This window comes from Shewanella indica, assembly GCF_002836975.1.
GTDB lineage: Bacteria > Pseudomonadota > Gammaproteobacteria > Enterobacterales > Shewanellaceae > Shewanella > Shewanella indica.
On sequence record NZ_NIJK01000027.1, the window covers coordinates 336,345 to 351,282 of the forward strand.

Consider the following 14,938-nt stretch of genomic DNA (forward strand, 5'->3'; position numbering starts at 1 on the left):
TCTCCAGTCGGGTATCAGAGTGCCAGTTTTGGCTTGTTATAGTTGAGTCTGTCCCAATGCTCAGGGCAGGCATAATAGCTTGCCATCAATAATTCTCTGAGACCGAGATAAGCTTGTTGCAGCAGCGCCATCCAAGCGCTGCGCCAGGACTCCAGCATGTCGACCAATTCGTTGGGGCTGCGCAGCATCAGAGGCGTCATGCTGCCGCTCAGCAAAAGTAAGCCAAAGCGGTTTTCCAGCAAGTCGAGCAGCTGTTCCAGCTCCTGACGCTGGGCCTTAGGTAGCCATTTCAGGGTTTGATTGACCGCATCCAGAGTGCGATTGATGGCATCGACTCTATGCTTGCTAATCTCAGGCAATGCGCCTTCAAGCAACACAGGGATCAAGGCACCAAGCAGAAGATCATGGGGCTTTTCCCGCTCACTCAAGCTGGCAATCTCCTCATCCACATAGAGGCTGACACCTAACGCCAGCGCCGTTGTTCCTCCCAAAGCCCACAATAGAAACTGCCGTCTTTGCATGCCTGTCCTCCTGTCATTTCCCTGCACTCGGCTGTGCTGACATCTGTGTTACAATCCGGCCGATAACCAATTAACCACAGCAAAGCGCCCACGGCAATAGGCCATTTTGCATGCGAGATCCCATGAGCAGCAGTTTTCGTCCGCCCTGGTGGGCCAGAAGCCCCCATTTTCAAACTATCATTCCCGTGCTGACCAAAGTGGCGGGGTTGCCGCTGCGGCGTGAGCGTCTGGAACTGGAAGATGGTGACTTTATCGATCTCGACTGGCTCAAGACGCCAACCCCGGGTAAGCCCTTATTGGTAATACTGCACGGGCTGGAAGGCAGCGCCGACTCCCACTATATCCGCCGCCTGCTGCGTGAGTGTCAGAAGCAGAGACTGGCCGCCGTAGTGCACCATCACAGAGGCTGCTCGGGTGAAGACAATCGCCTGGCGCGCAGTTACCACAGCGGTGATACGGCCGATATCAGCCATAGCCTGCAAACCCTGAAGCAGCGCTATCCCCACTCGCCTCTACTGGCGGTAGGTTACAGCCTCGGCGGCAATGTACTGGCCAAGTACCAGGGAGAATTTGCAGATAAAAGCCTGCTCAGCCGCGCCGCCGTGGTATCGGCACCGCTGGCGCTTGCATCCTGCGCCAAGCGGCTGGAGAAAGGCTTCTCCAAAGTTTATCAAAGTTATCTTATCCGCCAATTGCAGCAAAAAATGTTGCTGAAACTCGAGCGGGGCAACAGCCAGTTGCCGCTGAATGGTGAAGCCATCAAACGGCTGAACACCTTTTATGATTTTGACCATCAGGTGACTGCACCGCTGCACGGTTTCAACGGTGTCGATGACTATTATCAAAGGGCCAGCGCCTTGCCTTTATTGGGTAAGATAGCCAAACCGACCCTGATAATTCATGCAGCAGACGACCCTTTTATGACTGACGCCGTTATCCCATCATTGGCACATCTGCCCGCCTGCGTCGAATATGAACTTCATGCCAATGGCGGCCATGTAGGCTTTATTGAGGGTGGCACACCGTGGCGACCACGCTATTATCTGGAGCAGCGATTGCTGCGTTATCTGACGGAGTCAACTCATGCTGATACCCTATGAATCCCTGCTGCAACTGCCCAAGGAAACCCTGGATAACCTGATTAAGGAATACCTGCTTTCCCAGGTGGAAGACGGCAGTTTCGATTCCCTGGGTGACAAGGCGTTGGAGCAGGCCATCGGCAAGTGCCATCTGGCGCTCAAGAGCGGCCATTTACTGGTAGAATTCAGCGAAGATGACGAGTCCGTTGCCATCCGCTCCCGCGAGGAAATCATGCGCCGAACTCCACTTGCCCATGATTGACCCGTCCCCCTGCATTCCTTTATAAGTAGTTAACTAAAGGTTAACGGGCCAGATAACCACAGTGTTGGCCTGCGGCCCAAGTTCTTTGAAACAGGTAGGAAAAATGTCTGCAAAACATCCAATTATCGCAGTGACAGGTTCATCGGGGGCCGGAACCACGACTACCACAACCGCCTTCAGTCACATCTTCAGACAACTGGGGATCAATGCGGCCATGGTGGAAGGGGACAGCTTTCACCACTATACCCGCGCCGAAATGGAAGTGATGATCCGCAAAGCCAAGGCCGAAAACCGCAACATCAGCTATTTTGGTCCGGAAGCCAATGACTTTGCCCGTCTGGAGAAGTGTTTTGCCGACTATGCCGGCACGGGACAAGGGGAAACCCGCTCCTACCTGCATACCTTCGATGAAGCCGTGCCTTACAACCAGATGCCGGGTACCTTTACCCAATGGCGGCCGCTACCGGAAGACACGGATATGCTCTACTACGAGGGGCTGCACGGCGGTGTAGTGACCGGCGAAAGCAATGTTGCCCAACACGTGGATCTCTTGATTGGCATGGTACCCATAGTCAACCTGGAATGGATCCAAAAGATCATCCGCGATACCTCTGAGCGCGGCCATACCCGTGAAAAAGTGATGGGCTCAATCGTGCGTTCAATGGACGACTATATCAATCACATGACGCCGCAATTCTCCCGCACTCATATCAATTTTCAGCGGGTCCCTACGGTAGATACCTCCAACCCCTTCAGTGCCAAGGATATTCCCAGTCTGGATGAAAGCTTTGTGGTGATCCGTTTTCGCGGCATCAACAATGTCGACTTTCCTTACTATTTGAAGATGATCCAAGGGGCTTTTATGTCCAGGGTAAACACCCTGGTCGTGCCGGGAGGCAAGATGTCATTGGCGATGGAGCTTATTCTGACGCCGCTTATCAAAGACCTGATGGATAAGCGCCAAGCCCTGCTGGAGCAGGATATTGAATAAGCTGGTTGCAGATAAATTTTGGCTTCAGACTCGATTAAGTTTGATTTAAGTCTAAAGGGGTAAATTACAGTCATCGGGATTTCAGGCGAAATACTGATGGTTGACATACTCTTGGGGATAGATTCCCCCATCTTGATCTGTTTGTTCCCTCGAGTATGTCAACAACCTACCCTATTTTATATGCCCATAATGGGCATTTTTTATTGCCCGAATTCTTGCTCCCCATGCAAGCGCCCTTATCTTCTTCTGACGCAAACACAATCAACCACAGCGAAAAACCCAGCGTTCAGCAAAGGAATTATCCGTATCGGCTTGAAGCATTCACAATGGGCGTTATTCCATCAAGGGCACCACTTCACGGTAAGGCTTGTGACTGCGATAACTCTCCAGCCGCTGCCTAAATTCAAGCGCTTTACTGAAATCCTGTGACTGCTCAAGCGCTGCAATGGCCTGCTGCTGAGTCGCCACCGCAGCGGTAAAATCTCCCAATTCGGCGTAAGCTGCCGCCAGGTTATCGAGATTTGTGGGGTCCTGATTGTTAACTTCCAGTAGTTGCTTGGCAAGCGCCAACGCCCGACCACCATCTCGGTACTTGGCTTCCGGGCAAGTGGCCAGGATCCAGGCGGCATTGCCAAGAGAGATGTCATCACCGGCCGAGCTGAAAAACGCCACAGCCTTGCCGCAATGGCGGTTAACCCCTTCGCCGCCGGAAGCATAGAGGAAACCCAGTCTGAACTTGGCCCAATGGTTGCCCTGTTCAGCCAACGGCAGATACCAACGCTCGGCCAGCGCCAGATCCCGCTGCATTAACTTGCCTTCAAATGCCAGGTCTGCCAGAGTTTGCTGCGCCTTGGTCTCGCCCCCTTCGGCAGCTTTGGTCAACCAGGCGAGACCGGCAATTTTGTCCTCGACGACGAAACGGCCGGAGAGGTACATCAAGCCAAGCAGGTACTGAGCTTCCACTTCACCATTGGCGGCATTGAGCTGAATATAAGCCAGTTTGCTGGCGGCAATTTCCTTGCTTGGCTGGGGAATGGCAAAGGCCTGTAACTGTCCACTGAACAAACTCAAGGCCAACATGGCAGCCGCTGCAATTAAGGGGGTCTTCACTCTGATACCCTGTGGTAATCTATGCATACAGACTCATAAATTAGCCCGAACCCGGCGTGAAAGTCGAGGTGAATTCAACAATAAAATGCTAATAATAGCCCTCAATGTGCTTGGCGAATTGTGAGCAAGGCTGAGAAGATGTGATTTAACCTACAGACTCGAGCGAATCCAGAGGCTTTTAATCTGAATTGGTTGACATGTATCACTAAAGTATCAGAATGATAACCAAGATTAGCGATTTAATTGCGTTGATTCACTTAGTCTAAACTAAGACCAGGTTCAAAGTTTACTCTTTGATATTGACGTAAAATCCTTATTTAGAATATCCTTACTTTCGTTTTAATCAATCGAGGAACATAGGCATGGCTCTGATTGGTAAGCCAAAACCAGATCCGACTTTGGAGTGGTTTTTATCACACTGTCACATTCATAAGTATCCAGCCAAAAGCACCCTGATCCATGCTGGTGAAGATTCAGACACTCTGTATTACATAGTTAAAGGGTCTGTTGCCGTATTGATTAAAGATGAAGAAGGTAAGGAAATGATCCTCTCTTATCTGAATCAGGGCGACTTTATCGGTGAACTGGGTCTGTTCGAAGAGCAAGCCGAGCGTACCGCTTGGGTTCGCGCCAAGCAAGCCTGTGAAATTGCTGAAATCTCTTACAAGAAGTTCAAGCAGCTGATCCAGGTTAACCCTGAAATCCTGATGAAACTTGCCGCTCAGATGGCACATCGTCTACAGAGCACCAGCCAAAAAGTGGGCAACCTGGCCTTCCTCGACGTAGCAGGTCGTATCGCTCAAACTCTGTTGCACCTGGCCAAACAGCCCGATGCCATGACCCACCCAGACGGCATGCAGATCAAAATCACCCGTCAGGAAATCGGTCAGATTGTTGGTTGTTCCCGCGAAACTGTGGGCCGCATCCTCAAGATGCTGGAAGAGCAGAACCTGATCCAGGCGCACGGTAAAACCATAGTGGTTTACGGTACCCGCTAAGCCAGCTTCAGCTTGATTTAAGCCTGATTCTATAGAGTGGCCAAGGTAATATCCTTGGCCACTTTTGTTTTTCGGGAGCATCAATTGAGAGGGCTATTTTTCATTAGCTTTATTAGCCTGACTTTGAGTACTGCAAAGGCTGAAGTGGCCAGTCCCCACCTGGAACCCGATCACGATATCGCCAAGGAATTAGTGAAATCCGGGACGATTCTCTCCTTGGATGCCACTCTCTCTCAGCTACAATGGGTGTGCCATGGCAAATTGATCGACGCTCATCTCTATCAGAAAGATGGTGAATGGCGTTATGATTTGCAGATAAAAGTCGAACATGGCCATATCGTCAACCTGAGCCTAAATGCAGGCACAGGTTTACCCGATAACCTAACCCCATTACCGAGCGAATGTCGTCCCAATGAAACTGCTACTCGTTGAAGATAACGCCCTGCTGGTTGAAGAACTGGCAAAACAATTAAAGCAAGCAGGCTATGTCACGGATGTCACCGACAAAGCCATAGAAGCTGACTATCTGGTCAAAGAAACCCAGTATGACTGCATCATTCTCGATATCGGCCTGCCCGATGGCAACGGCTTGCAGTTGCTGGAAAAATGGCGTCAGCAGGGACTGACCACTCCAGTGATCATGCTGACCGCTCGCAGTCAGTGGCATGAAAAGGTCGAAGGCTTCAATGCCGGCGCCGATGACTACCTGGGCAAGCCCTTTCATACCCAAGAGCTGCTGGCCAGACTGCAGGCAATTATCCACCGAACCCATGGCCGAGCCACTGTGCCCGGCAAACAATTGAACTTCGGCGGCGTCAGTCTGGATGAAGCCGAACAGACAGTAACAGTCAATGGACAAAGTTTCGACCTGACTGCCATGGAGTTTCGCTTGCTGCGAATTTTCTTGATGTCACCCAAGAAACTGCTTTCCAAGGCACAGCTCACCGATAAGCTGTATCAATTTGACGATGAGAAAGAGAGCAATGTGGTCGAGGTCTATGTCACCCATCTGCGTAAGAAACTGGGTAAGACGGCGATAGAAACCCGTCGTGGCCAAGGTTATATCTTTCACGGCAGCCAATCCTGATGATGTCCATCCGCACCAAGCTGAGCCTGTGGCTAACAGCACTGGTGTTACTGAGTACCCTGATAGGCCTGGCGTTTATGGAGTCCATGCTGCGTCAGGCATTTCACGACTCTATCATCAACCGCTTGCAGGAAGATCTGGAACAGGTGGCACTGGCGACTCACCTCAATGACGGTGAGATCCTGATAGATCAGAGCCTGCTTTCCGGCTTCTACAAACCCGCCTATTCCGGGCGCTATTACCAGCTCAACCTGCCGGATAGGGAGATCCGCTCCCGCTCCTTGTGGGATCAACGCCTGGAGATAGTGCAATTGGAGCCAGGGCAAACCCGAGCCTGGCAAACCAAGGGGCCACAAAATCACGATATTCAGTTGTTGTCACTGGGGCTGACCTCCAGCAGCAAGAAGATCAATGCCACTTTGACAGTGGCACAGGATCTCAGCATAGGCCGTAAGGTATTTACCGAGGTTTATGGCACTAAACTGAGTGTCAACCTGGCTATGCTGCTGGCGATGATCCTGGGGATATTTCTGGTATTGAGGCAATCCTTCAAGCCGGTTAAGCAGATAAAACAGGCGCTGGCCAAACTCAGGGAGGGGGAAATCAACTCGCTGTCACTGGAGACTATTCCTCCCGAAGTCAAACCTCTGGCCGAAACCTACAACGAGTTACTTGAATACACCAGTAATCAAATTCAGCGCAGCCGTAATAATCTGGGCAATCTCAGCCACGGTCTGAAGACACCACTGGCGGTGATGCGTCAGCAGGTCGAGGCGCTGGGGTTGAAAGATCCCGACACCGCCAGGGCACTGGAACAGCAGTTGGAGCAGATCCACAAGATGATAGAGCGTAAACTGGCGGCAGCGCGAATAACCGGCGATATGCTACCTGCGGCGCAGCTGGTACTGCCAAGGGATCTGGAAAGCCTGTGCCAAACCCTGGATAAGGTGCATAGATACAAACAAATCAGTTGGCGCTTCGATATCAGCGATGGCATTCCCAGGCTGCCAATCCACAGGGAAGACGGGATGGAGCTGCTCGGTAACCTGTTGGATAACGCCTATAAATGGGCCTCTAGCCTGGTATTGGTGAGGGTGTGGCAACATCAAGGGCTGGTATATGTCAGTGTCGAAGACGATGGTCCCGGGGTGGCAGAAAAAAACATGCAAACCCTCACCCGCCGCGGCAATCGTCTGGATGAAGAGATCAATGGTCATGGATTAGGATTATCGATAGTCAAGGATATTGCCGAGCAGTATCAGTTGGATATCGACTTCAGCAGAAGCCCGGCACTAGGTGGACTCAAGGTTTCACTGACCTTCAAGGCCTGAAGGTTAGCCTGGCTCCTCAAAGAGCCGCTGAAACAAAAATAAAGAACCCAGCCTAGGCTGGGCTCTTTGCTATCAAGCTGTCAGACCTTGGCTCAATCGAGCACAGGCAGGTAGCTCAGAGCCAGACGATCGCGGCTCAGTTGACCATTGAGTATCTCACCCACAGTGCCGCCCTTGAGCTGTTGCGCCAACAGTTCAGGAGAAGCCGAGGCGATAAACTGCTGCACTTCCTTGATGCGGGCAATCAGCGCCAGCGCCAACTTGTTCTCGGCGGTGGCGGCATAGATTTTACCGTTCAGGGACACTTGGGCCTGCATATCCAGCCCAGGGGCAGCCTGATGAATACCGACATATTCACGCCATACCCTGGCCTTCTGCTCACCCTGATAGTCGCTGTCCACCGAGGCCAACACCACTTGTCTCAGCATCATCTGCAGCAGGTTGCTCTTGCCTTTGGGTTGACCATTGACTGTATCAAAACCAAAGAAGCGTGATACTGTGCGGTCATAATTGGGCAGAGGCTCTATGCTCTGGCTGGCAAAATCACTGTAGTAAGGCAGATACGTTTCCAGCTCAGGGCTGCTGTTACAGGCATCGGCAAACAAAGGCTTGCCATTGCTGACCAGATCCGGGCCATTACCCAGCGCCATGCGGCAAAGCATCTCTTCGAACAGCTTGCCGGTTTGTGGCAGATCCACCAGCGCCTTGTGACCGCGGCTGGAAGTCGATCTCGGAGTCGTGCGGCTCACCAAGGCGCGCACTGCCAACAGTTTGTCAGGCCATACCCCAAGCACATCTCGCTCGTTGACATAAGGATGGTTGGGCGAGCCTTCAGGCGCCTTGACCCCGTTCAGCAAACGACCGGCGAAGGTAACATCGGCGCTCAGCATATCCCGGAACTCTTCCTTGATACCATAGTTGATGATCAGTTCCTTCAGCGCTTCTGGAGAGTCGGCAAACCGGCTGATCACTTCACCCGGAGCAAACCTCATGGTCATGTCGGCGCTCTTGAAACGATATTGCTCCAGCAACTTGGCAAAGTTGTACTGCTGTCTCAGCGCTGCCTGGCCATCTGCAGTGCGGAAGGTGACATCTACCACGGCATCATTTTCACCGGCAAGGCGCAGAAACAGGTCGGCCGCCTTGTTCATCGCCCTTTGGTTGGCACAATACCAGGTATCCTGGCCAGCTGCAGCTTTCACCTGGCAGTCGTTGGCGAAGAAGTTTTCCGGCAAGTCAAAGATCCCCTCGAGGAAGCTGACATCTTCGATAAACTGGCGGATCTCATCAAACTGGCGCTTGCGGGCAATGGTGTAACCCAGGCTGTGATCTTCATAAAGGGACTGACGGTTATGTCTGAGGTTACTGGTTTCATAGCTGTCCTGATATCTGTCGATATAGAACTGGGCAATGTCATCCAGCTTCTGACCGGCATCACTGCGGTTACAGTTGCTGTTGAGCGACACATGCTCGTCAGTACAGAAGGCATAGCTGCGCAGCTTGTGGTCGCGGGCAATGTTATAGAGCGCACCGAAACGAGTCTCGCCCTGGAGCACGCCCTTTTGCAGCTCCTCACGACGCTTGGCATCTTCCTCTTTGAGGGAAACAAAATCACCATTTTCGGCTTCAACTTCACGGGCATAACCGAAACGCAGCGCCGCCAGGTCATAGGGCTCAAAAGTGGTCGCAAAGCGGTTAACGTTATAGTCCATCTGGCTGGAAAATTCGGCGTTCACTTTCAGATCCGAATAACCGGCACCGGCAAAAGCCTGGTTCAGTGTTTCCATTTCCTGTTGGCTAAAGGTGTTGTCACCATCGCGGCTACCGGCGAAGTTGTGTCTCAGGCCGAAGTTATGGCCCAGTTCATGGGTCAGAGTACCGGCAAAGGCTTGGGCGGCCAGCGCCGTGCTCAGGCTATCTTGCAGATCCAGGCTCAGCTTCTCGAATGCCTGCAGCTTACCGCCAACTTCACCATTGGCCCACAATTCGGCATTCTGCCAATCAATCTTGTGGTCCTTGACACCGGTCGGCAACATTCTTTGCTGACCGCCTGCGGCAAACACAGTGTCGATATGCATCAAAGTATGCTCGGACCAATAGTCACGGCTGGCTTCATCGAAGTCGGCCAAGGCGTTGAACTGTTGCTCAACGGGTTTGAGTGGCAGAGTAGCCGGAGTGGCGGCTACCATCACATCGGCAGGCTTGTCCAGCGCGGCAGGCGCAGTTTCCAATGTTGCTAAAGCTGCAGGCTTAACCACGGCTTGCTGATAAGGCACGCCGGTGAGCGCTTCGACCGAAGCCGCATCCAGCTTGCCACGGTTATAATCCAGCATCAGTTGCCGATAGTAACGCACCGCACCTTGTTTGAGGTTGGAGCTGTACTGGTTAACCCTGGCGCTGACAATCTCCCCTGTCAGCGGGTTGGCTGCTGATGGACCGTAACCGGCCAGACCGTTATCCAGCGGCTCGTCAAACAGAGTGATATGGTTATAACGCAGATCGCCGTGGCGTTTATCGCCCGCCTGCTCCAGCTTAATCTGTGGCAAGCCGGTATGATAGCGACCGTTGGCGATATTCATCGCGGTCACAGACTCGATAGCCGCATCCAGGAACGGCTTGTTCCTGGCTTCATAGAAGTTGTTGGACAGGTAATATACCAACTCTCCCTTGGCCGGGTTGAAGCGGTTCAGGTAGGTTCGAACATAGCCATCCACCCCCTCTGAGTCGGTTCTGTCCCGATAGCTGTGACTGGAGTTGAAGAAACCAAAAGTGCCCTTCTCATGCTCGCTGTAAGGAATGGCTTGATAATCTTCGCTGGCCAGCTGATCCAGCGCCACTATGGAGATAAATTCCGTAGTGGTGAACGACAGGTTATCCAGATTGCCACCGTAGAACTGATTGAAACACTGGCCCGATGCCTGGTAGGTGTGTTCAATCTCGAAGTTGATCACCCCCTTGTCCAGATCCATTTCATAGCCTTTGTAGGTTCCGGCATTGACCAGTTTTGGAGATTCAGTTTCGGTGACACACTCACCAAACATAAAGATATCGTTGATCCCCAGCTCAGCTATCTTGGTGTCGGCAAAGTCAGGCACAAAAAAGCGCTTGTCCTGCCAGGTCAGGTTGGCATCGGTATTGACCTGCTCGACGTTGATACATTCTCGCCACTTGTCTTCGGTACATCTGAAGTCTATGTATTCACCGGGGATGGTCAGCACTGGCGCCTGGTTGATGCCCTCCTGGTAGCGGCTGTCATGACCAAGACCTATGGCGTCCCGATCCAACTGACGAACCTGTATGCCATTCTCTGTCTTATGCAGGGTCACTAACTTGGGATCACCTTGGCTAAAGCCGCGGATGGCAGCAGCATACCGCGGCGCCTTGCCGACACTGCGGATATAGAGATATTGGCGCTCACCCGCCTTCTCTATCGAGTCGCTGCTAATCTGTTTCTCATCTTTGGGCAACTCCTTGTATGGTTCTTCTCCTGCCCCACATCCTGCGAGTGCCAGGCTGGCTGCAATCGCCAGACTCAGACTTGACTTCTTCATTTAATCCTCTGAATAAATTGAGTTTATAAGTATTTTGTTACTGAGAAATAGAAGGTAGAGCTGCGCTTGTTATACAGCTCAAATCCTTCGGAAGGCCCCAGTTCCGGGTGGTAGAAACGGCCGCTGTTGTTATGGCCAATGGCCAGTGTCCAACTATCGGCAGGCATCCATCCCAGTTCCTGGGCAAAGGTGAATTGGTCATCCATACGACGACCACGGTAGTTCTTCGACATCCGATAGCGGCCGCTGATATCCAGGTACCAATGACTGGCAAATTGCCAATAGGCATCGGCCACCAGATCGACCTGATGTTCAATCAGCACCCGCTCACCGGCGGTCTTGTACTTGTAGGCGTTGTACCTGTATCTGGGAGACAGGTAGAAGCTGAAGTTGCCCTCAGGACGATAGAAGAGATAAGCCGCCACTCTGGGGGCATACTCCAGTCTATCCAGCTTGGTGTAATGCGCCGCCGGCAGATAAACACCGACACTGCCCTTAAGCGACAGAGTGTCGGTCAGGGAATAGAGTGGCGTTCGATACTCGAACAAGGGGTCAAAAAAGCTCGACTCCTTACCGTGCAGCGTCTCTTTTTCACTGCCAAAGGTCAGCAGTACACTGCCCCAATCACTGTTGTAATCGACCCTGGCATCCAGGCTATAAGCCCGGTAAGCATCGAAAGCCGATTCACTGTAGGCATTGCGGGTATAAGACGCATTGAAATAGGCAGTCCATTCGCCGAATTCTTCCTGTTTGAGTTCAAACTCATTAACCGCCTGAGCTTGTCCCGCAAGCAATAGTAAGCCCAGCAAAGGGAAGATCGTCTTTGCTTTTTTACTTTTTATTATGCGTGACAAGGCCAGATCGCGGTGATAGATACCGGATCTCATATTTAAAAGCCTTAATTTATTTAAAACGAATTAATCTGGAGCTAATTCCAGTCTAAGAGGTACTGCCACGAATAGGTTTTACCCATTCGAGAAGCAGTTGCGCCCAATAGGGCATCCAACCAAAGGAAAGTTGCGGGACACCCAGGTTGGGAATACGGGGCCCGCAGAAGAACAAAATAAACCAACTGACTGCTATGGCTTTAAACACTTCGGCCAAGACGGCGTTATCTGCCAGTTTAACAGCCATAATACAAGGCAAGGAAAGAGAATAGATTGCCAGCTGATTTACCTGTGATGTGTTCTGTTTGGCAATAGATATCAGTGTATTAACTTCTTCAAACTCATTAGATATCGCTGCATTAGAAAAAGCCAAAAACAATAGCAAAGGCATGGCCAACTTGACCAAGCTCAGTAATTTATTATTCGACTTTGTTCTCTCGTTCATGGTTTTTTCGCTGTTCCAAGTGGAATAGCGTCTCGATATTGATACTAATGCACTTAATACACATTGTTACGTATGTAAACAAGCATAGGCATGAAAAACCTTACAATCAACACCAATACTTAATGACTAGTCTAAATAGATTAAAAACTGGGTGTACGTCATAAAAAACATCATAAAAACAAATTAATAAAGCATGCAAAACACCAATAAAAAAACATATTTAAAACACAATAAAAACATTGAGACATCAAAATATTAAGCATGTCGTTTTGTTTATAAAAAAAAGCCTCCCTAATTAAGGAGGCCATTTATAAGAATTTAAGCAATGCTATGCTTTGACGTTAGTGCTCTCAAAAATCTTATCTGCCGAGGCCGCAACAAAGCCGGTATAGAGTTCACCATCGGCTTTAGGGTAACGCAGGGCAAATTCATAGAAACAACTGGGGATCTCTACCGTCTTGTCATCAAAGGCGACGGGGATTCTGTCGGCCATGGTGGACGACTGTTCCAACAAGACTTCAGCTGAGCCTTTGATCTCACCGCCCACACTGTTGAGGATAAAACCAGCTTCCTTGAGCGCGGTATTGACGGCGGCCAGGGTGCTGAACTCGGCCAGATGGTTCACAGACACGGTAAAGTGATTGGCACGATAACCAAAGGCGGCAACCCAGGCAGCATACTCACTCTCGGCAAGCAGGGCTTGGTAGGTGCCATAATCAAGCTGCCAATGCCTGCCTGAATAAGTAAAGTTATCTGCGGTCAAAGCCTGGGTTGGGATCTGCTCAACCAAGTCGGTAACCCGTTGTTGCAGCTCTGGGCTGAACTCTTCCACCAGTAGTTCGGAAATGAAGACCTTGGGCTGAGTCGGATCCGGATGCTCAAAGTGCTTCGCCACCAGCTTTTTCTGCTCAAAGCGATAATCGCCGCAAGCCACATAGCCCAGCGCTTCGAAATGGGCCGCCAGCACATCCAAGCCCACCTTGGGCAGATTAAATGTACGCAAGGCGATATGGTCGTTAATAATCGCCTTGCCTTGACCCAACAGCTGATGCACTTTGGCCGCCGAAGGCGTCATCTTGATATAGTCCTGCCACATGGCATTGAACAGCGCATTGATATCTGTATGCATGGTTATTCCCTGTGTAATGCAGTTTGCCCAAAGGCAAATGGTATGTTCAAAAAAGGGAAGCGCCACTGCGCTTCCCTTCACTGTCAGAGGCTAAGTCCCGGACTCAATGCCTGTGGCAAACTCAAACCATCGGCCTCCATGGAAGCCACGGGATAGGCACAATAGTCGGCCGCATAGAAGGCGCTGGCTCTGTGGTTACCCGATGCCCCGACGCCGCCGAATGGCGCCGCACCAGAGGCTCCGGTGATCTGCTTATTCCAGTTCACTATGCCGGCACGAATCCGTGCCAGGAAATAGTCATAGTCTTCACGGCTATCGGCCAGCAGCCCGGCAGAAAGTCCATAACGGGTATCATTGGCCAGCGAAATCGCCTGATCAAAGCTGCTGTAGCGCACCAGTTGCAGCAAGGGCCCAAAATACTCTTCATCGGGCAGTTCAATCACCTCGGTAACATCAATCAGCCCAGGTGACACCAGGCCGGTACCGCTCTCAATATGGGTCAGTTCCACCAGCGAAACCCCGCCGAGATTCTGCAGATTACGCTGCGCCGCGACCATGCCCTTGGCTGCTGCTTCAGAGATCATCGAGCCCATAAAGGGCTGTGGTTCGGCATTCCAGGGGCCGACAGCTATCGCTTTGACCGCTGCAACCAGGGCGGCAATCAAAGCATCGCCCTGCTCACCTTTCTCTATGTAGAGACGGCGGGCACAGGTACAACGCTGGCCACTGGAGATATAGGCAGATTGAATAATTTCGTGCACGGCCGCCTTGATATCACTGATCCCTTTAACGATGAGCGGATTGTTACCACCCATTTCCAGGGCAAGGATCTTGCCCGGATGACCGGCGTACTGCTGATGCAGCAAGTGGCCGGTGCGGGAGCTGCCGGTAAAGAACAGACCATCAAGCTGAGGATGTGAAGCCAGCGCCTTGCCGGTTTCCACTTCGCCCTGCACCAGATTGATAACCCCGGCTGGCAGACCGGCTTTCTCCCACAGCTTGAGCATCAGCTCTGCCACTTTTGGCGTCAGTTCCGATGGCTTGAATACCACGGTGTTGCCCGCCAGCAAAGCCGGTACTATATGGCCGTTGGGCAGATGGCCTGGGAAGTTATAAGGCCCAAAGACCGCCACCACGCCGTGGGGCTTATGTCTCAGCACGGCCCGCCCGGCAGGCAGTTCATTTTCAGTTTCGCCGGTACGCTTGTGATAAGCCGCAACAGACAGACCGATTTTGCCTATCATGGCACCCGCCTCGGTGGCCGTTTCCCACAATGGCTTACCGGTTTCCTGCGCTATGGTGTCGGCGATTTCCGCCTTATGGGCTTCCAGCTGATCGCGATAAGCCTCTATCACCTGCAGGCGGCCGTCAAAACCGAGCATAAACCAGTCAAACTGTGCCTCTCTGGCGGCTGCAACGGCAGCTTCTACTTGAGCCGGAGTAGCGGCATTACCCTGCCACAGGGTTTCACCGTTGGCCGGGTTGCTTGAACTCATTGCCTGGCCTTCGCCAGCGAGCCATTGGCCCTTGATAAATTGTGTCATTAT

General features: G+C 51.8%; 14 protein-coding genes. 7 read left to right on the forward strand and 7 right to left on the reverse strand.

The features are described from left to right. Positions 1-14: 14 nt before the first annotated feature. A complete protein-coding gene (locus CX650_RS08500) occupies positions 15-521 on the reverse strand; it encodes a hypothetical protein (RefSeq protein ID WP_039035533.1) in 507 nt (168 codons plus the stop codon). A 122-nt stretch (positions 522-643) separates the two neighbouring features. Here CX650_RS08500 and CX650_RS08505 point away from each other — a divergent pair, with 122 nt between their 5' ends. From CX650_RS08505 to CX650_RS08515, 3 genes are all read left to right on the forward strand, one after another. Continuing rightward, positions 644-1,621: a hydrolase gene (locus tag CX650_RS08505; RefSeq protein ID WP_039035550.1), complete on the forward strand. Its 978-nt coding sequence runs from the start codon at positions 644-646 to the stop codon at positions 1,619-1,621. After that, positions 1,605-1,862: a YheU family protein gene (locus CX650_RS08510; RefSeq protein WP_039035532.1), complete on the forward strand. Its 258-nt coding sequence runs from the start codon at positions 1,605-1,607 to the stop codon at positions 1,860-1,862. Before CX650_RS08505 ends, CX650_RS08510 begins: the two co-directional genes overlap by 17 nt. A 103-nt stretch (positions 1,863-1,965) precedes the next feature. Further along, entirely contained in the window at positions 1,966-2,853 is an 888-nt protein-coding gene (locus CX650_RS08515) for a phosphoribulokinase (protein ID WP_039035531.1), read from the forward strand. Positions 2,854-3,186: 333 nt separating this feature from the next. Here the strand turns inward: CX650_RS08515 and CX650_RS08520 are convergent, their stop codons facing one another. Beyond that, positions 3,187-3,969, reverse strand: a complete 783-nt coding sequence (locus CX650_RS08520) for a tetratricopeptide repeat protein (RefSeq protein ID WP_039035549.1) — start codon at positions 3,967-3,969, stop codon at positions 3,187-3,189. Between the two features lie 356 nt (positions 3,970-4,325). Between CX650_RS08520 and crp the strand changes: the two genes are divergently transcribed. From crp to CX650_RS08540, 4 genes are all read left to right on the forward strand, one after another. Next, a complete protein-coding gene (crp, locus tag CX650_RS08525; RefSeq protein WP_025011303.1) occupies positions 4,326-4,961 on the forward strand; it encodes a cAMP-activated global transcriptional regulator CRP in 636 nt (211 codons plus the stop codon). 84 nt (positions 4,962-5,045) lie between these two features. After that, positions 5,046-5,393, forward strand: a complete 348-nt coding sequence (locus tag CX650_RS08530) for a PepSY domain-containing protein (protein ID WP_039035548.1) — start codon at positions 5,046-5,048, stop codon at positions 5,391-5,393. Beyond that, complete coding sequence (locus CX650_RS08535; RefSeq protein WP_039035530.1) at positions 5,374-6,048, forward strand: response regulator transcription factor; 675 nt, start codon at positions 5,374-5,376, stop codon at positions 6,046-6,048. Before CX650_RS08530 ends, CX650_RS08535 begins: the two co-directional genes overlap by 20 nt. Further along, entirely contained in the window at positions 6,048-7,379 is a 1,332-nt protein-coding gene (locus CX650_RS08540) for an ATP-binding protein (protein ID WP_101095565.1), read from the forward strand. The genes CX650_RS08535 and CX650_RS08540 overlap by 1 nt, the downstream gene beginning before the upstream one ends. Positions 7,380-7,471: 92 nt before the next feature. Here the strand turns inward: CX650_RS08540 and CX650_RS08545 are convergent, their stop codons facing one another. From CX650_RS08545 to astD, 5 genes are all read right to left on the reverse strand, one after another. Beyond that, the gene (locus tag CX650_RS08545; protein ID WP_101095566.1) at positions 7,472-10,930 is read right to left on the reverse strand and encodes a zinc-dependent metalloprotease; all 3,459 of its coding nucleotides are present in this window, start codon (positions 10,928-10,930) and stop codon (positions 7,472-7,474) included. Positions 10,931-10,953: 23 nt separating this feature from the next. Further along, positions 10,954-11,817: a hypothetical protein gene (locus CX650_RS08550; RefSeq protein ID WP_101095567.1), complete on the reverse strand. Its 864-nt coding sequence runs from the start codon at positions 11,815-11,817 to the stop codon at positions 10,954-10,956. Between the two features lie 52 nt (positions 11,818-11,869). After that, positions 11,870-12,262: a hypothetical protein gene (locus CX650_RS08555; RefSeq protein ID WP_101095568.1), complete on the reverse strand. Its 393-nt coding sequence runs from the start codon at positions 12,260-12,262 to the stop codon at positions 11,870-11,872. Between the two features lie 328 nt (positions 12,263-12,590). After that, the gene (locus CX650_RS08560; protein WP_071476526.1) at positions 12,591-13,391 is read right to left on the reverse strand and encodes a DUF1338 domain-containing protein; all 801 of its coding nucleotides are present in this window, start codon (positions 13,389-13,391) and stop codon (positions 12,591-12,593) included. Positions 13,392-13,474: 83 nt separating this feature from the next. Further along, positions 13,475-14,935, reverse strand: a complete 1,461-nt coding sequence (astD, locus tag CX650_RS08565) for a succinylglutamate-semialdehyde dehydrogenase (protein WP_101095569.1) — start codon at positions 14,933-14,935, stop codon at positions 13,475-13,477. Positions 14,936-14,938 lie beyond the last annotated feature (3 nt).